Source organism: Pedococcus sp. (assembly GCF_036000045.1).
Taxonomy (GTDB): Bacteria; Actinomycetota; Actinomycetes; order Actinomycetales; family Dermatophilaceae; genus Pedococcus.
On the sequence record NZ_DASYGF010000060.1, the window covers coordinates 76511 to 94379 of the forward strand.

Annotated in this window: 19 protein-coding genes; 5 read left to right on the forward strand and 14 right to left on the reverse strand. The window is 70.9% G+C overall.

Going from position 1 to position 17869, the window contains the following annotated elements:
• Positions 1-70: 70 nt before the first annotated feature.
• The 3 genes from VGN50_RS09545 to glmS are packed head-to-tail and all read right to left on the reverse strand — an operon-like array spanning position 71 to position 3773.
• The gene (locus tag VGN50_RS09545; protein ID WP_327444525.1) at positions 71-1531 is read right to left on the reverse strand and encodes a bifunctional ADP-dependent NAD(P)H-hydrate dehydratase/NAD(P)H-hydrate epimerase; all 1461 of its coding nucleotides are present in this window, start codon (positions 1529-1531) and stop codon (positions 71-73) included.
• 3 nt (positions 1532-1534) lie between these two features.
• Positions 1535-1885, reverse strand: coding sequence for a holo-ACP synthase (locus VGN50_RS09550; RefSeq protein ID WP_327444526.1), 351 nt, complete (start codon positions 1883-1885; stop codon positions 1535-1537).
• Between the two features lie 28 nt (positions 1886-1913).
• Complete coding sequence (glmS, locus tag VGN50_RS09555; RefSeq protein WP_327444527.1) at positions 1914-3773, reverse strand: glutamine--fructose-6-phosphate transaminase (isomerizing); 1860 nt, start codon at positions 3771-3773, stop codon at positions 1914-1916.
• Between the two features lie 76 nt (positions 3774-3849).
• Here glmS and coaA point away from each other — a divergent pair, with 76 nt between their 5' ends.
• Both coaA and VGN50_RS09565 read left to right on the forward strand, forming a co-directional pair.
• A complete protein-coding gene (gene coaA / locus VGN50_RS09560) occupies positions 3850-4821 on the forward strand; it encodes a type I pantothenate kinase (RefSeq protein WP_327444547.1) in 972 nt (323 codons plus the stop codon).
• A gap of 38 nt (positions 4822-4859) precedes the next feature.
• Positions 4860-6275: a class II fumarate hydratase gene (locus tag VGN50_RS09565; protein WP_327444528.1), complete on the forward strand. Its 1416-nt coding sequence runs from the start codon at positions 4860-4862 to the stop codon at positions 6273-6275.
• Positions 6276-6329: 54 nt separating this feature from the next.
• On the opposite strand, the gene VGN50_RS09570 is transcribed toward VGN50_RS09565, so the two are convergent.
• The 3 genes from VGN50_RS09570 to VGN50_RS09580 all read right to left on the reverse strand — a co-directional run bounded on the left by VGN50_RS09570 (position 6330) and on the right by VGN50_RS09580 (position 9883).
• Complete coding sequence (locus VGN50_RS09570; RefSeq protein WP_327444530.1) at positions 6330-7079, reverse strand: hypothetical protein; 750 nt, start codon at positions 7077-7079, stop codon at positions 6330-6332.
• 347 nt (positions 7080-7426) lie between these two features.
• Positions 7427-8809 (reverse strand): PhoH family protein, encoded by a 1383-nt coding sequence (locus VGN50_RS09575; protein ID WP_327444532.1) that lies wholly within the window; start codon positions 8807-8809, stop codon positions 7427-7429.
• Positions 8810-9121: 312 nt separating this feature from the next.
• Positions 9122-9883, reverse strand: a complete 762-nt coding sequence (locus tag VGN50_RS09580) for an isoprenyl transferase (protein WP_327444533.1) — start codon at positions 9881-9883, stop codon at positions 9122-9124.
• A 130-nt stretch (positions 9884-10013) separates the two neighbouring features.
• On the opposite strand from VGN50_RS09580, the gene trhA reads away from it, so the two are divergent.
• A complete protein-coding gene (trhA, locus tag VGN50_RS09585) occupies positions 10014-10706 on the forward strand; it encodes a PAQR family membrane homeostasis protein TrhA (RefSeq protein ID WP_327444534.1) in 693 nt (230 codons plus the stop codon).
• 33 nt (positions 10707-10739) lie between these two features.
• On the opposite strand, the gene VGN50_RS09590 is transcribed toward trhA, so the two are convergent.
• The 3 genes from VGN50_RS09590 to mca are packed head-to-tail and all read right to left on the reverse strand — an operon-like array spanning position 10740 to position 12369.
• A complete protein-coding gene (locus VGN50_RS09590) occupies positions 10740-11123 on the reverse strand; it encodes a VOC family protein (protein ID WP_327444535.1) in 384 nt (127 codons plus the stop codon).
• Positions 11124-11155: 32 nt separating this feature from the next.
• Entirely contained in the window at positions 11156-11434 is a 279-nt protein-coding gene (locus VGN50_RS09595; RefSeq protein WP_327444536.1) for a hypothetical protein, read from the reverse strand.
• A complete protein-coding gene (mca, locus tag VGN50_RS09600; protein WP_327444537.1) occupies positions 11431-12369 on the reverse strand; it encodes a mycothiol conjugate amidase Mca in 939 nt (312 codons plus the stop codon). The genes VGN50_RS09595 and mca overlap by 4 nt, the downstream gene beginning before the upstream one ends.
• A 98-nt stretch (positions 12370-12467) precedes the next feature.
• Here mca and VGN50_RS09605 point away from each other — a divergent pair, with 98 nt between their 5' ends.
• Both VGN50_RS09605 and greA read left to right on the forward strand, forming a co-directional pair.
• A complete protein-coding gene (locus VGN50_RS09605; RefSeq protein WP_327444538.1) occupies positions 12468-12836 on the forward strand; it encodes a DUF4307 domain-containing protein in 369 nt (122 codons plus the stop codon).
• A 175-nt stretch (positions 12837-13011) separates the two neighbouring features.
• Entirely contained in the window at positions 13012-13506 is a 495-nt protein-coding gene (gene greA / locus VGN50_RS09610; protein WP_327444539.1) for a transcription elongation factor GreA, read from the forward strand.
• A 29-nt stretch (positions 13507-13535) separates the two neighbouring features.
• Here the strand turns inward: greA and ilvA are convergent, their stop codons facing one another.
• From ilvA to VGN50_RS09635, 5 genes are all read right to left on the reverse strand, one after another.
• Positions 13536-14759, reverse strand: a complete 1224-nt coding sequence (gene ilvA / locus VGN50_RS09615; protein WP_327444540.1) for a threonine ammonia-lyase — start codon at positions 14757-14759, stop codon at positions 13536-13538.
• A gap of 58 nt (positions 14760-14817) precedes the next feature.
• The gene (locus VGN50_RS09620) at positions 14818-15675 is read right to left on the reverse strand and encodes an ABC transporter permease (RefSeq protein WP_327444541.1); all 858 of its coding nucleotides are present in this window, start codon (positions 15673-15675) and stop codon (positions 14818-14820) included.
• Positions 15672-16670, reverse strand: a complete 999-nt coding sequence (locus VGN50_RS09625) for an ATP-binding cassette domain-containing protein (protein ID WP_327444542.1) — start codon at positions 16668-16670, stop codon at positions 15672-15674. The genes VGN50_RS09620 and VGN50_RS09625 overlap by 4 nt, the downstream gene beginning before the upstream one ends.
• 125 nt (positions 16671-16795) lie before the next feature.
• Positions 16796-17209, reverse strand: a complete 414-nt coding sequence (locus VGN50_RS09630) for a VOC family protein (RefSeq protein ID WP_327444543.1) — start codon at positions 17207-17209, stop codon at positions 16796-16798.
• Between the two features lie 9 nt (positions 17210-17218).
• Positions 17219-17869, reverse strand: a 651-nt coding sequence (locus tag VGN50_RS09635) for a glutamate mutase L (protein ID WP_327444544.1), incomplete at its 5' end; no start/stop codon positions are given.

The window sequence follows — 17869 nt, forward strand, 5'->3', positions numbered from 1 at the left end:
CACTGGCAAGTCTGTCAGAACTGGGGCGTGGGGGGTCGGCAGGCCCCACTCGGATGCCGCTGGCGGCGGCTCAGCGGGTGAGCAGGTGCGCCACGGTCGTCGGTATGCCGTGCGCCACCGCCAGCGCGCGCAGCGGGCCACCGGGGTTGGCCCGATCGGCAGCCACGCCGTGGACCAGGGCGCCGAGGCTGCCTGCGTCGAGCGGTGAGAGCCCCGCGGCGAGCAGCGCACCGCAGAGACCGGCCAGGACGTCACCCGCCCCGGCCGTGGCGAGCCACGGTGGGGCGTCGTTCTGGCTGCGCACGGGCAGGTCCGCCGAGGTCGGCGGCACGACCAGGGTGGTCGACCCCTTGAGCAGGATCGTGGCGCCCGTGAGGTCGGCGGCCCGGCGGGCGTGCGCCAGCGGCGTGATCGAGACCTGAGCCCGGGTGACCTCGGTGCCCGTGAGCCGGCTCAGCAGCCGGGCCAGCTCGCCGGCGTGCGGGGTCAGCAGGGTCGGGGCCTTGCGGGAGCCGTCGACGAGGTCCAAGCCGCCGGCGTCGACGAGGACGGGCAGGTCCGACGCCAGCGCCTCGCGACCGGCATCGAGCTGGGCTCGGGCGGTGTCGGTGTCGGACGTGGCGTCGATGCCCGGGCCGACGACCCACGCCTGCACCCGCCCCACGCCGATGACCGCCTCGGGAACTGCGGCCCGCACGAGCGAGACGGGAGTCGGCGGCCCGACATACCGGAGCATGCCCAGGCCGGCGCCGACGGCCGCGGTGCAGCACAGCACAGCCGCCCCGGTGTAGTCCTCACTGCCCGCGACGACGCCGAGGACCCCGCGGGAGTACTTGTCGTCGGTGGCGCCGGGCCGGGGCCACAGCAGCGCCACGTCGTCGTGGCCGAGGCGCTGCACGTCACCGGCGCGCTCGAAGGTCAGGCCGATGTCGACGACCGTGAGGCGCCCCACCGCGAGCTCCGTCGCGGGGAGCAGGTGCACCGGCTTGGCAACACCGAAGGTCACCGTCTCGTCGGCGAAGACGCCCTGGTCGGAGGCGTGCTCGCCGGCGGGGTCCTGTCCTGACGGCAGGTCGACCGCCACGACGAAGGCGGACTCCGGGATCGCGTCGACCCAGGTCACGGCCTCGCCCGGCAGCCCCGGGCGCCCCCCGATCCCGAGCACCCCGTCGACCACGAGGTCCGCGCCTGCCAGGGCGGCGGCCTGCCCCTCGGCATCGCCACGGAGCACCCTCACACCGGCCGCGGTCGCGGCCGCCAGTCCCCCCGGGTGGGCGTCCCAGTCCCCTTGGAGCACCACGCAGTCGAGGCCCTCCTCCGCGAGGTGGGCCACGGCATACAGGGCATCGCCGCCGTTGTTGCCCGGACCGACCAATGCCACCACCGAGGTGCCGCCACGCTCGGCGAGACGCGCGCGGCAGACCTCCGCCAGCCCGGCGGCGGCGCGGCCCATGAGCTCACCCTCGGGTAGCTGCTCCATCAGGCGGGACTCTGCAGCCCGTACCCGGTCCGGAGCGTAGGCGTCGAGCACGGCTCAGCCCTCCGCGACCACGACGGCCGAGGCGATACCGGCGTCGTGCGACAGCGACACGTGCATGGCGTGGACTCCCAGCGCCTCGGCCCGCGCCTCGACGGTGCCGGTGACCTGCAGGTGGGGGCGGCCGTCCTCGCCCCGCCGCACGGTCGCGTCGTGCCACTGCAGGCCGACCGGGGCGCCGAGCGCCTTGGCGATGGCCTCCTTGGCGGCGAAGCGGGCAGCGAGGGAGTTCAGCGGGAGCTCACGCTCCTCGGGTGTGAAGAGCCGGTCGCGCAGGCCGGGGGTGCGCTCCAGGGTCGCGCCGAAGCGCTCGATGTCGACGACATCGATCCCGACTCCCACGATCATCGGTGCTGCGCCCGATCCGGACGGCGGGTCACTCGACCGTGACCGACTTCGCGAGGTTGCGCGGCTGGTCGACGTCGAGGCCCTTGGCGGTCGAGAGGTGCAGCGCGAACACCTGCAGCGGCACCACCGTGAGCAGCGGCGCCAGCAGCGGCGAGGTCGCGGGCACCCGGATCACCTCGTCGGCGAACGGCACCACGTCCTCGTCACCCTCCTCGGCGACGACGAGCGTGCGGGCGCCGCGGGCACGGATCTCCTGGATGTTGGAGACGACCTTCTTGTGGAGCCCGTGCGGCGTGCCCGGGCCGGGGACGACGATGAAGACCGGTTGGCCGGCCTCGATCAGGGCGATCGGACCGTGCTTGAGCTCGCCGGCGGCGAAGCCCTCGGCGTGGATATAGGCGAGCTCCTTGAGCTTGAGCGCACCCTCGAGGGCCACCGGATAGCCGACGTTGCGCCCGAGGAAGAGCACCGACCGGGTGTCGGCCATGAACCGCGCGATCTCCTTGACCCGTGCCATCCGGCCGAGCAGCTCCTCGAGCTTGCCGGGGATCTCGTGCAGCTCCTTCATCACGGCCTGTGCGTCGTCGGCGAAGGTGCCGCCGCGCAGCTGTGCGAGGTAGAGGCCGAGGATGTAGCAGGCGGTGATCTGCGCCAGGAAGGCCTTGGTCGAGGCGACGGCGATCTCGGGACCGGCGTGGGTGTAGAGGATGGCGTCGGACTCGCGCGGGATCGTCGACCCGTGGGTGTTGCAGATCGACAGCGTCAGGGCGCCCAGCTCACGGGCGTGCTTGACGGCCATGAGGGTGTCCATGGTCTCGCCGGACTGGCTGATGCTGACCACGAGCGTGCGGTCGGTCGCGATGGGGTCGCTGTAGCGGAACTCGTGGGCCAGGGCGACCTCGACGGGGATCCGCGTCCAGTGCTCGATCGCGTACTTCGCGACCATGCCCGCGTAGGCCGCGGTGCCACAGGCCACGATGATGATCCGGTCGACGTTGCGGAGCTGGTCCTCGGTGATCGACATGTCGTCCAGCACGAGCCGGCCATCGGAGTCGGTACGGCCGAGCAGGGTGTCGCGGACGGCGTGCGGCTGCTCGTAGATCTCCTTCTCCATGAAGGTCGCGTAGCCGCCCTTCTCGGCGGCGGCCGCGTCCCAGGTCACCTCATAGCGCTTACCCTCGGCCGGGCTTCCGTCGAACCCGATGACGTCGTAGGAGTCGGGGGTGATCGTGACGATCTGGTCCTGGCCGAGCTCGAGAGCCTGACGGGTGTGCCCGATGAAGGCGGCGACGTCCGAGCCCAGGAAGTTCTCGCCGTCGCCCAGCCCGACCACGAGCGGGCTGTTGCGGCGTGCGCCGACGACGACGCCAGGGCTGTCAGCGTGGACGGCGAGGAGCGTGAAGGCGCCCTCGAGGCGGTTGACGACGGCCTTCATCGCGCTCGTGAGGTCGCCCGTCGCGGCATACTCACGCGCCACGAGGTGAGCGGCCACCTCGGTGTCGGTCTCGCTGGCGAAGTCGACGCCGTCGGCGAGCAGCCCCTGCTTGAGCTGGTGGAAGTTCTCGATGATGCCGTTGTGGATGAGCGCGAGCTTGCCATCGACCCCACCACGGTGGGGGTGGGCGTTCTGGTCGGTCGGGCCGCCGTGGGTCGCCCAGCGGGTGTGACCGATGCCCGTGGTCGAGCCGGGGAGCTCGTCCGCGGCCAGCGCCTCCTGGAGGTTGACCAGCTTGCCGGCGCGCTTCTCGCTGACGACACCGCTCTCGGTGACGAGCGCGACGCCGGCCGAGTCGTAACCGCGGTACTCGAGCCGGGCCAGGCCCTCCATGACGACGTCCAGCGCTGTGCCGTCGGCGACGGGTCCGACGTAACCCACGATTCCACACATGGCGTGCAGCCTAACCGGCGACGGGCGTCTCACCGGCATCCGACGCTGCGCGCTCCAGCGGCACCCGTGGGCCACAATGGCGCCCGTGAGCCACCCCGCGAACGGCACCGGCGCCCTTCCCTCGCCCTACGTCGAGCTCGACCGCGCCGCCTGGGCGCGGTTGCGGCAGAACCAGCCGCTCAACCTCGACGCGGCCGACGTGGCCCGGCTGCGCGGGCTCGGGGACCGGATCGACCTCGCTGAGGTCGAGGAGGTCTACCTGCCCCTGTCGCGGCTGCTCAACTTCTACGTCGGAGCCACCGCGGGCCTGCACCGCATCACCGGCGACTTCCTGGGCGAGAGCCCCGCCAAGACGCCGTTCGTCATCGGGGTGGCGGGCTCGGTGGCCGTGGGGAAGTCGACGACCGCGCGCCTGCTCCAGGAGCTGCTGTCCCGCTGGCCAGGAACTCCCGAGGTCGAGCTGGTGACGACCGACGGGTTCCTCTATCCCAACGCCGAGCTCGAGCGGCGGGGCCTGTTGCAGCGCAAGGGCTTTCCCGAGTCCTACGACCGGCGCGCGCTGCTGCGGTTCGTCGCGGAGGTCAAGTCCGGCAAGGCCGAGGTGCGTGCCCCCGTCTACTCCCACCTCACCTACGACATCGTCCCGGACCAGCAGATCGTCGTGCGCCAGCCCGACGTGCTGATCGTCGAGGGGCTCAACGTGCTGCAGGCGCCACGGCTGCATGCGGACGGCCGCACGGGGCTGGCGGTCAGCGACTTCTTCGACTTCTCGGTCTACGTCGACGCTCATCTCGACGACATCCGACACTGGTACATCGACCGGTTCCTGCGGCTGCGCGAGACGGCCTTCGCCGACCCCGACTCCTACTTCCACCGCTATGCGTGGCTGTCCGACGACGAGGCGCGGGCCACCGCCGCCGACATCTGGGCGAAGATCAACGAGGTCAACCTCCGCGAGAACGTGCTGCCCACCCGGAGCCGGGCCACCCTGGTGCTCGCCAAGGGCAAGGACCACAACGTCCGCCGCATCCGCCTCCGCAAGCTCTGAGGACGCTGCTCGGCATACGGGCGGGGCATGATGGTTGTATGCCGCCCGCTCAGGACCCTGCCTCCGCCCCCACCCGCACCGAGCACGACTCCATGGGGAACGTCGAGGTGCCGGCCGAGGCGCTGTGGGGCGCCCAGACGGCCCGCGCCGTGGCGAACTTCCCGATCTCGGGCCGACCGGTGCCCGCCGGCGTCATCCATGCCCTCGCCCTGCTCAAAGGCGCCGCTGCGGAGGTGAACGCCGAGCTGGGTGTGGTGGACGACAGTCGTGCGCAGGCGATCCGCGAAGCCGCCCAGGAGGTGGCGCTGGGCAAGCATGACGACCAGTTCCCGATCGACGTCTTCCAGACCGGGTCGGGCACCTCCACCAACATGAACGTCAACGAGGTGCTCGCCCGCCTGGCCCACCTCGCCACCGGCGAGGCCGTGCACCCGAACGACCACGTGAACGCCGGACAGTCCAGCAACGACACCTTCCCCAGCGCTCTGCGCATCGCGGCCACGCTGGCCGTCCACCGCGACCTCGCGCCCGCCCTGGTCCACCTCGCCCAGGCGCTGCGAGCCAAGGAGTCGGAGTTCGCCGACGTGGTCAAGGCCGGCCGGACCCACCTCATGGACGCCGTCCCGGTGACGCTCGGCCAGGAGTTCGGCGGCTATGCCCGCCAGGTCGAGCTCGGTGCCGAGCGGGTGCTCGTGGCTGCTCAGGCCACCGCCGAGCTGCCGCTGGGCGGCACCGCCGCCGGGACCGGCCTCAACGCCGCCCCGGGGTTCGCGGCCGCGGTGATCGAGCGGGTCAGCGAGCGCACCGGAGTCGCCTTTCGCGAGGCGGCGAACCACTTCGAGGCACAGTCGGCGCAGGACGCCGTCGTCGAGCTGAGTGGCGCGCTGCGGGTCGTGGCGGTGAGCCTCACCAAGATCTGCAACGACCTGCGCTGGATGTCCTCCGGGCCCCGCTCGGGACTGGGCGAGATCCACCTGCCCGACCTGCAGCCGGGTTCGAGCATCATGCCGGGCAAGGTCAACCCCGTCATCGCCGAGGCGACTTTGATGGCCTGCGCCCAGGTCATCGGCAACGACACCACCATCACCCTGGCCGGCGCGTCAGGAGCCTTCGAGCTCAACGTCATGCTGCCCGTGATGGCCCGCAACATCCTCGAGTCCGCAGAGCTGCTGGCGGCCACGTCCCGGCTGCTGGCCGACCGGTGTGTCGACGGCATCGAGGCCGACCGGGAGCGGGCGCTGGAGCTGGCCGAGGGATCGCCCTCGATCGTCACGCCGCTGAACCGCTACATCGGGTACGAGGCCGCCGCGGCCGTGGCGAAGCAGTCCATCAAGGAGCGTCGCCCGATCCGGGACATCGTCGTCGAGCGGGGACATGTGGCCAGTGGCGAGATCACGGAGCAGCAGCTCGACGACGCTCTCGACGTCCTGGCGATGACCCGGCCGCCGGTCTGAGCTCAGCCCGGCTCGAGTCGGGCCACGGCCGGACTCGGGTCCGACCAGGTCCGCTCAGTACCAGTGCGGCGAGCGGCCTTCCCAGGTGTTCCAGGCGTTGCAGGGGGTGCCATAGGAGGACTTGATGTACTGCAGTCCCCAGCGAATCTGCGTCACCGGGTTGGACTGCCAGTCGGAGCCTGCGCTGGCCATCTTGGAGCCGGGCAGCGACTGCGGGATGCCGTAGGCGCCCGAGGAGCCGTTGGAGGCGTTGAAGCGCCAGCCGCTCTCGCCGTTCCAGAGGTTGTCCAGGCAGCCGAACTGGCCGGCGTCGAAGCCGAACTCGGACAGCAGCGCCTGTGCCGCGGCGCGGGGGTCGGCCTGCGCGTTGGCCAGGATGGCCTGCTTCTGGGCCTCGAGCGCCTGGCGCGCCTGGTCGCGGGCGGCCTTGGCAGCCGCATCCTGACGGGCCTTGGCGGCGGCCTTCGCGGCGACGAGGGCCGTGAGGCGGTCCTGCTCCTGGGCCGCGGCGAGGCCGGCGTTGGTGGCGTTACGGTCGGCGGCGAGCCTGGCCGTGTCCTCGAGCTGGGCATCGGACAGCTCGTTGGCCTGCGCGACCGCCTCGGTGCTGACAGTGAACCCGGCGGACCCGGTCTGGTGCCGGTCTGTCGCCTGGTAGCCGGCGGCCGTGGTCGCGAGAACGGCCAGCAGAACGCTGGACGTGACTGCGGGACGCCTGATGGCCCTGGTGAGGCCGGAGGTGTGAGAGGCGGTCCTGCCGGGGGCCTTCACCTGACGGTGTCGACCCTGGTAGGGCTGGCTCATACAGGTTCCTCCAAAGGAAAGACCACCGTGGAGGTGGCCTCAGTCGGTGCCGGGACAGATGCTGCGGGGAGCGGCCAGTCGCCCCATCAGGTCTGCGAGCCGGCACGTTATGAAACCGAGACCTTAGCCTCGATGGCCCTCGATCTCCAATTTGCCCCATCTCGATGTGACTGGTGTGACAGATGTGACGCCAATTTCAGCCGTTCGGATGACCCGTTCGTCGGTTGGGGCCCCCCGACCACCACTACGCCCCCCCGACCGCCACTACACAGACGCCCGTCCCACTGCGCTGAGAGCTGCTCGGGGCGCAGTGGGACGGGCGTCTGCTCAGTGGGAAGCGGACGGGGTCAGACCTCCAGGCCCTCCAACAGGTCGGTGACCAGGGCGGCGATCGGGCTGCGCTCGCTGCGCGTCAGCGTGACGTGCGCGAACAGCGGGTGCCCCTTGAGCGCCTCGATCACGGCGGCCACCCCGTCGTGCCGGCCGACCCGCAGGTTGTCGCGCTGGGCCACGTCGTGGGTCAGCACCACCCGCGAGTTCTGGCCGACCCGGGACAGCACGGTGAGCAGCACGTTGCGTTCGAGCGACTGCGCCTCGTCAACGATGACGAACGCGTCGTGCAGCGAGCGCCCCCGGATGTGGGTCAGGGGCAGGACCTCGAGCATGCCGCGGTCCATGATCTCCTCCACCACCTCGTGCGAGACGAGCGCACCCAAGGTGTCGAAGACCGCCTGGGCCCAGGGCCCCATCTTCTCGGACTCACTCCCCGGCAGGTACCCGAGCTCCTGGCCGCCCACGGCATACAGGGGTCGGAAGACCACCACCTTGCGCTGCTGGCGACGCTCCATGACGGCCTCGATGCCTGCGCACAGCGCGAGCGCCGACTTGCCCGTGCCCGCTCGGCCCCCGAGCGAGACGATGCCCACGTCGGGGTCGAGCAGGATGTCGAGGGCGATCCGCTGCTCGGCGCTGCGCCCGTGCAGCCCGAACGCGTCGCGGTCCCCACGGACCAGCCGCACCTGCTTGTCGGCCCCGACGCGCCCCAGACCGCTTCCCCGCGGCGAGAGCAGCACCAGGCCCGTGTGGCACGGCATCTCGGCGGCGGCGGCGTTCTCGATACGGCCGTGCTCGTAGAGGGCGTCCATCTCCTCGACGCTCACGTCGAGCTCGGCCATGCCGGTCCAGCCGCTGTCGACGGCCAGCTCCGCCCGGTACTCCTCGGCGGCCAGGCCCACAGCCGACGCCTTGACCCGCATCGGCAGGTCCTTGCTGACCACCGTGACGTCGTCGCCCTCGCTGGAGAGGTTCTTGGCGACCGCGAGGATGCGGGTGTCGTTGTCGCCCAGCCGGAACCCGGCCGGCAGCGATGTCGGGTCGGTGTGGTTGAGCTCGACCCGCAGGGTGCCCCCCTCCTCGCTCACCGAGACGGGCGAGTCGAGACGCCCCTCACGGATCCGCAGGTCGTCGAGCAGGCGCAGCGCCTGGCGGGCGAAGTACCCCAGCTCGGGATGGTGCCGCTTCGCCTCGAGCTCGGTGACGACGACCACCGGCAGGACGACCTCGTGCTCCTTGAAACGCAGCATGGCGCGCGGGTCGGACAGCAGGACCGAGGTGTCGAGGACGAACGTCCGGCGAACGGCAGGTGAGCCGGTCGTGGACGGGGTGGAGGCGTCGTGCGTGGTGGTCGAGGCGCGACCGGTGGTGCCGTGGTTCGAAGCGTTGCGGGCCAATGTCTCTCCTTGGCACAGCGCGCCGCAGCCCGGCGCTCTGCGCCTAATCGCGACCGAGGTGCCGGGTCCATCTCCCACCGCGGTGGGACCGGATCCGGCCCTCCGCGCGGAGCTCGAACAGCTCCATAGTGGGCCTCCCAGGACGCGGGGCGGGTGCTCCACGTCACTGCCGACGCTACGACTCGCGGGGCCCCCCGGCGGGATGCCACGCCCGAGCCGAGACGAGTTCCCCCAAGAGTTCACCTGTCCGTCGGAGGGGCGACTCAGACGGTCGTATGCCGGCGGGTCGGCCGGGCGGGTCGGCGGGTCGGCTCAGCCGCCGAAGCGGCGGTTGCGCTCAGAGTAGGCGCGCAGGGCGCGCAGGAAGTCCACGTGCCGGAAGTCGGGCCAGTAGGCCTCGCAGAAGTAGAACTCGCTGTGCGCGCTCTGCCACAGCAGGAAGCCGGACAGGCGCTGTTCCCCCGAGGTGCGGATCACCAGGTCCGGATCGGGCTGGCCCTTGGTGTAGAGGTGCTCGGCGATGTGCTCGACCTGGAGTGTCTCGGCGAGCTCCTCGATCGTGGTGCCGTGGGCGGCATGGGCCATCAGCATGGAACGGACCGCGTCGGTGATCTCCTGGCGCCCGCCGTAGCCCACCGCCACGTTGACGGTCATCCCGTGGACGTCCTCGGTGAGGTCGGCACTCTCCTTGAGGCGGCGAGCGGTCTCGGCCGGGAGCAGGTCGAGCGAGCCCACGGGGTTGATCCGCCATCGCTTGGTCGCCGCGAGGTCTGACACCGTGGTCTCGATGATCGAGAGCAGCGGCACCACCTCGGCGGCGGGCCGGCTGAGGTTGTCGGTCGACAGCAGCCACAGGGTGACCACCTCGACCCGGGCCTCCTCGCACCAGTCGAGGAAGTTCGCGATGTTGTCCGCGCCGGCCTGGTGGCCCTCTTTGGTGCCGTGACCCCGCTGGGCGGCCCAGCGCCGGTTGCCGTCGAGCATGACCCCGACATGGCGGGGCAGCGTGGCCGTCGCGAGCCGACGTCGCAGCCGCCGTTCATATGCGAGATAGAGGACGTCCGACAGGGCCACGGCTCCACGCTACCCCCGCAGGCTGGGAACGGTGGCGCACCGCCCGAGACGCGGCATACCGCCCGGCGATGAGGCGCAGCCCACAACCTACGCATCAGTAACCTACGGGACCGTAGGTTATAGTCCACCCATGGCCACGACTCCCGCCGCCCCCGACCAGGGCCCCCTCGAGACCGTCGTCACCGCAGCCAAGCCCCACCTGCGGGGCTGGCTCCATGCGGGCATGGCTCCCCTGACCGTAGCCGCCGGCATCGTGCTCATCGCCCTGGCGCCCACCACCTCGGGCCGGGTCGCCGCCGTGGTCTTCTCCGTCACGGCCTGGATGCTCTTCGGCACGTCCGCCATCTACCACCGGGGCAACTGGTCACCTCGGGTCGCTGGGGTCCTCAAGCGGATGGACCACTCCAACATCTTCCTCATCATCGCCGGCACCTACACGCCCTTCGCCCTGCTCCTGCCCCGGTCCGACGCGCGCACGATGCTGCTCATCGTCTGGATCGGCGCGGTGGCGGGCGTGCTGTTCCGCGTCTTCTGGGTCGGTGCCCCGCGCTGGCTCTACACCCCCGTCTACGTCGCCCTCGGATGGGTGTCGGTCTTCTACCTGCGCGACCTCCTGCACTTCGGCGGCCCCGTCATCGTCACCCTGATCGCGGTCGGCGGGCTCCTCTACACGGCGGGCGCTGTCGTCTACGGCATCAAGCGGCCCAACCCGTCCCCACGCTGGTTCGGGTTCCACGAGATCTTCCACACGCTGACGCTGGCGGCGTTCACGGTGCACTACATCGCCGTGTCGATGACGATCTACGGGGCGCACCCCGCCTGACCGCCGCGGCGTTCGCACCTCACCGGCGCCGCGCTAGGACGAGCGCTTGGTCTCCCACAGCCCGACGACGTTGCCCTCCGGGTCGGTGAAGTAGGCCGTCCACCCCATCTCGCCGACGGGCCGCTTCGCCAGCAGGAGCGAGCCGCCGTTCTGCTCGATCTGCGCCAGTGTCTCCTCGATGTCGTCCACGTCCACGACCACCGTGGGACCCGAGAAGCCCTCGCTGCGCTGGGCCATGCCCCCGTTGATGAAGCCCGGCTCGGTGGGCCCGGTGTCGCCAGACGGCCCAGTGGACACCATCGAGTAGTCCATGCCGGGGTAGCTCTGGATGTCCCAGCCGAAGATGCCGCCGTAGAACGCGCGAGCCCGCTCGGCGTCGTCGTAGGGAAGCTCGAAATGCACGATCCGACCGCTCATGACACGACCTCCGACGTCAGCGCACTGGCCGACTAGCTCTGGGACTGGGTGCCCGGCTTCTGTCCGGGGTCCTCAGTCTGCTCCTGCGCAGGGGTGGCGTCATCCGTCTCGTCGGCCTCCGCCTGAGCGGCCTCGCCCTGGCCCTGACTCCGGTCCTCCGCCTCGCGCTGGAGCTCCTCGGCACGGTAGGACATCCGGCGCATCCGGGCGTTCATGTTGCGCATGAGCAGATAGAGAGCGACCGCCAGGACGAAGAAGGCGATGAAGCCCCAGATGCCTGGCGAGACCAGGGTGGAGGGTTCGCCGTTCATACGGTGGCCTCCGTACGGCCGTCGTAGGCGATCGCGAGGTCGGTTCGGGTCGCCAGGGCGTCACCCTCTGCGGCGTCGCGGATGCCGGCGAACAGGTCGTCCTCGATCGGCTCCACCGGGACGTAGGACAGGGCCGCCTCGTAGTCCTCCGTGGGCCAGGCCTGGGCCTGCAGGTCGCGCGGCACGCGGAACCACGTGCCGTCAGGGTCGACCTGGGTCGCGTGCGCGAGCAGCGCCTGGTCCCGCTGGTCGAAGTAGTCGGCACAGTGGACGCGCGTGGTGATGGTGCGAGCGGGGCGGTCGCCCCAGTTCTCCAGCCACTCGGCATACGGGCTCTCTTCACCGAGGGCGGTGAGGGCCTCGTGGAAGGCCACGATGCGGTCCTTGGTGAAGGTCTGGTGGTAGTAGATCTTCAGCGGCTGCCACGGCTCACCCGCATGGGGGTATGCCGCGGGGTCACCGGCCGCCTCGAACGCAGCCATCGACACCCGGTGGCACATGATGTGGTCGGGGTGGGGGTAGCCGCCGTTCTCGTCGTAGGTCGTCAGCACGTGAGGGCGGAACCTGCGGATCTCGCGCACCAGCGCCTCGGTGGTGACCTCGAGCGGCTCGAGGGCGAAGCATCCCTCCGGCAGCGGGGGCAGCGGGTCGCCCTCGGGCAGACCGGAGTCCACGAAGCCGAGCCAGGTGTGCTGGACCCCGAGAATCTCCTGGGCCCGCTGCATCTCCTCGCGGCGCACTCGCGGCAGGTCGCGGGCGATGTGCGGGTCGTCCTTGAGCCCGGGGTTGAGGACGTCACCGCGCTCGCCACCGGTGCACGAGACGACCAGTACGTCGCGCCCGAGGGCGACGTACTTGGCCATCGTGGCCGCGCCCTTGCTGGACTCGTCGTCGGGATGCGCATGCACAGCCATGAGCCGCAACCGGTCAGCCACGTGCAGAACCTCTCTCGCCGTCACGGACAATGGGGTTGCCCACCGAGACGGGCACCGAAACCGCTTGCCATCCTCTCATCTGTCAGAAGGACCTCGTCATGCCGCTCCCCCGCCCCGCACCCGGCACCGGGAAGTGGTGGGTGGTCGGCATCATCGGCTGCGCCATCGGTGTCGCACTCGCCGTCTGGCTCGGGCTGGCGAACACCCTGGGCCAGATCACCCCGACGGTCACCGGCTACAAGGTGCTCGACGACCGTTCCGTGCGCGTCGACTTCGACGTGGACCGCTCACCCGGCCAAGCCGTCGTGTGCACGGTCCGCGCCCTGGACCGCACCTTCGGCGTCGTGGGGGTCCTCAACGTCACCGTGCCCGCAACCTCGGAGCGCGACGTGCACCAGCGGGTGGTCGTCAAGACGGCTTCCCGGGCCGTGACGGGCGAGGTCGAGAGCTGCTCGCCGAACCCCTGAACGCGGCCCCGTCCAGGCGCCCGAGATGGACCACGGTCGACCCCGGCTGTAGAATCGTCGTTTCACCCAGCGGTCTGGAACCGGCGACGTGCGCGTGGTCGGGTCCGGGCCGTTACGCGTAACAGCCTCCCCATCGCGCAGCCGCGTCCCGGGGACCCCGATCAAGGAGTACGACGTGAGCGACACCGCGACCCCCACCGCGAGCTACCTGACCCAGGAGGCCTTCGACCGTCTGAAGGCCGAGCTGGACCAGCTCTCCGGCGACGGCCGTACGGAGATCGCCAAGAAGATCGAGGCGGCCCGCGAGGAGGGCGACCTCAAGGAGAACGGCGGCTACCACGCGGCCAAGGAGGAGCAGGGCAAGATGGAGGCCCGCATCCGCCAGCTGACCCAGCTGCTCGAGAACGCCACCGTGGGTGCCGCTCCGGCCGACAACGGGGTGGTGACCCCCGGCATGGTGGTCACCGTCGACATGTTCGGCGACGACGTGCAGTTCCTCCTCGGCTCGCGTGAGATCGCCGACGGCTCGGACCTCGAGGTCTACAGCGAGAAGTCGCCGCTCGGCGCCGCGATCAACGGCAAGAAGATCGGCGACACCGCGTCCTACACCGCCCCCAACGGCAAGACCATCGACGTCACCGTCAAGGCCGCCACGCCCTACGTTCCCTGAGCCGGCGCCCCCGCGGATGCGGACGGGGCTCAGCCGAACTTGAGCTGGTAGCCCTTGCCCCGCAGGGTGCGCAGCACCTCTTCACAGTGCTGCGGTCCGCGGGTCTCGAGCTGCAGGCCGATCTCGACCTCGTCCACGGTGATGGTGGTGCCGGTGCGGATGTGCTCGACCTCGAGGACGTTGGCGTCCACCGCCGCGCAGTCGGCGAGCAGACGTGCCAGGTGCCCGGGGCGGTCCGAGACGCGCACCCGGAACTGCAGGTAGCGCCCCGCCGCTGCCATGCCGTGCCGGATGATCCGCAGGAGCAGCAGCGGGTCGATGTTGCCGCCGGACAGCACCGCCACGACGGGCCCGTCCATGTGCTGGCCGGCCCGCTCCAGCAGGTGCGCGACGGCGGCCGCCCCAGCCGGCTCGACGACGAGCTTGGCTCGCTCCAGGACGAAGAGCAGAGCGCGGGAGAGGCTCTCCTCGCTGACCGTCTCCATGCTGTCGACGAGCTCGCGCACCAGGGCGAAGGGCACCTCGCCCGGCATACCGACCGCGATCCCGTCGGCCATGGTCTGCATGTTCGCGAACGGCACCGGCTTGCCCGCCGCCAAGGACAAGGGGTATGCCGCGGCCTGCTCGGCCTGCACCCCCACCACCCGGACGTCAGGGCGGGACGCCTTGACCGCCACGGCGATGCCCGCGAGCAGGCCCCCGCCGCCGGCGCTGACGACGATGGTCTTCACGTCGGGGCACTGGTCGAGGATCTCCAGGCCCGCTGTCCCCTGCCCGGCCACGATGTCGGGGTGGTCGAAGGGGTGGATCAGCACCGCTCCGGTCTCGGCCTCCCACTCTCGGGCCTTGACCAGACACTCGTCGATGGTCGTGCCCACCTGCTCGATGGTCGCGCCGTACGCCTTGGTCGCGGTGAGCTTGGGCATCGGCGCGCCGAAAGGCATGTAGACCTTGACGTCGATGCCCAGCAGCTGACCGGCGAGGGCGACACCCTGCGCGTGGTTGCCGGCGCTGGCCGCGACGACACCCCGGGCCTTCTCCTCGTCGGAGAGGCGCGACATGCGGGTGTACGCGCCGCGGATCTTGAACGACCCGGCGCGTTGGAGGTTCTCGCACTTGAGATAGACGTCAGTGCCCACGCGGTCGGCGAGGGCCCGGCTGAACTCGAGGGGCGTGGGGCGGACGACACCGCTGAGCAGGTCTTGCGCAGCGCGGATGTCGTCCACCGAGACGGACAGCAACGGTGATGCCATGGGCGCAGGCTATCGCCCGAAGGAACGCCCGCCCGACGCCCCGCCCGAGCGCCCGGGACTACTGCTGGGTACGCCGCCGGAAGGCGCGGACCGACAGGGGCGCCGTGACCACGGTGATCCCGATGGTCCACAGCAGGGTGGTCAGGACGGGGTGGTGCAGCGGGAGCGCCGCGTCGGGTGGCGCCGCGGCGGCGTTGCCCCACAGCTCGCGGACCGCCTGCACGAGCGAGGAGATGGGGTTCCACTCGGCGATCGTGCGCAGCCACGGGGTCATCCGCTCCGTAGGCGCAAACGTGTTGGCCAGGAAGGTGATGGGGAACAGCGTCGTGAACATCATGCCGTTGACCGCCTCGACGGACCGCAGGCTCGAGCCCACCAGGATGCCGACCCAGATCATCGCGAAGCCCCAGAGCAGGAGGAGGCAGTAGGCCAGCAGCGCCGCGCCCACACCACCGTGGATGCGCCAGCCCACCGCGAGCCCCGTGACGGACATGACCAGGATGCCGATGCTGGAGTGGATGAGGCTGGACAGGCTGCGCCCCACCAGCACGGCGGCAGGGTTGATCGGCAGCGACCGCATACGGTCGACGATGCCGTTGCCCAGGTCTGCCGTGAGCCCGATGGCCACCACGGCCGCCGCGAAGGCGATGGTCTGGCCCATGATGCCGCCCATCAGCCATTCGCGATAACCGGCGGCAGACCCGTTGACGGCGATCGAGCCGCCGAACACGTAGGCGAAGAGCAGCACGAACATCACGGGCTGGATGGTGACGTCCATGAGCATCTCAGGCATGCGCTTGATGTGGATGAGGTTGCGTCGCACGATCGCCAAGGACTGTCTCAGCAGGCCGGTCCGCCTGATCTCGGCACGGGCCGTCCCACTCGTCACTACGCGGGCCTCGGTGTCGGTGCTCATGACGCCAGCTCCTCACGGTCGGCGGTGTCGTCGCCACGGTCATCGGCCTCGGCGGCATTGTCGGCACGGTGGCCGGTGAGGTGCAGGAAGACGTCGTCCAGGCTCGGTCGCTTGAGCCCGAGGTCGTCGAGCTCGATGGTGCTCCCCTCGAAGACGGCCGCGATCCGGGTCATGTCGCGAAGCCCCTCGGCAGGAGCGGTCAGCTGCCTGGCCGCCACGTCGACGTGCACCTCGGTCACATGGTCGCGCAACAGCTGCTCCGCGGTGCCCAGCTCGTCGGCCTTGGAGACCGTCAGCACGATGCTGGCGCGCCCGCTGCGGTCCTTGAGCTCCAACGGTGTGCCCTCGGCGATGACCCGGCCATGGTCGATCACGACGATGCGGTCGGCGAGGTGGTCGGCCTCCTCGAGGTACTGGGTGGTCAGCAGCAGTGTCGTGCCGTCGTTGACCAGACCGCGGAGCACCTCCCAGAGCTCGACGCGACTGCGCGGGTCTAGCCCGGTGGTCGGCTCGTCGAGGAAGAGCACCGGTGGGGTCGCGATGAGGCTCACCGCGAGGTCGAGCCGGCGTCGCATGCCCCCCGAGTAGGTCTTGACCGGCCGGTCACCGGCATCCGCCAGGGAGAACCGGTCGAGCAGGTCACCGCCGGCACGCCTGACGTAGTCGCGCGGGAGACCGTAGAGGGAGCCGATGAGGCGCAGGTTCTCACGCCCGGTGAGCAGCTCGTCGACGGTCGCCGCCTGACCGGTCAGGCCCATCGACCGGCGCACCGCGTCGGCCTCGCGAATGACGTCGTGACCTGCCACCCGCGCGGTGCCGCTGGTGGGCGTGGTCAGCGTGGTCATCATGCGGACCGCGGTCGTCTTGCCCGCTCCGTTGGGACCGAGCAGCCCCAGCACGGAACCCTGGGGCACGCCGAAGCTGACGTCGTCGACCGCGGTCTGGTCGCCGAACCTCTTGACCAGGTGGTCGGCCTCGATGGCCAGGGGCGTCATCGCTCGACCCTAGGCCGGACCTGGGGGATGAAGCCAACCATTTCCGAACCCTTCCCATCTCGCGTTATATCGCGTTCATAACACGTTATATCGCGAGCACCTACTCGCACAAGCCCCCGGCGGCGTCACTCGGCGCAGAGGCAGAACGGATGGCCGGCGGGGTCCAGATAGACCCGGAAGCTGCCGGTCTCAGAGGGCTGGTGCTCGTGCACAGTGGCCCCCGCGGCCAGCACCCCCGGCTCGGCCTGCTCGATGTCGGGCACCGCGAAGTCGAGGTGGAACTGCTGAGGTCGAGGACCCTCCGGCCAGGTCGGCGCCTGGTGCCGCTCGACCTGCTGGAACGCCAGCCCCATGGGCCGCGACGCTCGGCCCTGCTCAGGCTCAGCGCCGGGCGGACGGAGAGTCACCCAGTCGTCGGAGGAGTCGTCCTCGGCCGGCCAGCCGAGGATCGTGGAGTAGAAGGCTGCGAGCGCCCGTGCGTCAGGGCAGTCGAGGACCACGAGGTCGAGGAGCGGCGTCACCATCGATGTGTCGGTCATGCAGCGACGCTACGACCGCCCACCGACAACCGCCTCGGCCAGCCGCCGCGCCACCTCGGGGTGCCGCTCCCCGAGCAGCCCCACGGCGAAGAGCAGGTATGCCGTGTCGGTGACGGCCGCCGCCTCGCGGGGCACCCGCCAGCCGCCCGCATGGTCGGCCACCACCGCGCCCAGCACGTGCGACCGGTCCTGATCGCTCGCGTGCCGCAGCACGCCACCCGACCCCACCAGCAGCCGCACGTCCGACAGTGGTCGCGGACCGGCCCCCTGCGCGGGTGGCCGAGCATGGCGGCGCACCGCCACCACGGCGGCAGCCCGCGCCAGCGCGCAGTCCAGCGCCTGCTCGGCCGGCCCGGACGGGAGGCGACCCGGCTCGCGTGCCACGGCGGCGGCATACCTCTCGGCGCCCGGGGGCAGCGACAGGTGCTCGCGACCCGCCGCCTCGACGACACCCTCGGCGTTCCAGCGCATGCCGAGGTCGGCCTCGACGGTGCGGGCGTGCCACAGGGGCGCCACCACGTCCTTGGCCAGCTCGGCGTCCTCACCCTGGGGGCGCAGCACCGAGTACACGTCCGTGGTCGCGCCACCGATGTCGACCACCATCACGTCGGCGTCGAGCTGCTCCGCGAGCAGCTCGACCCCGCTCAACACCGCGTCCGG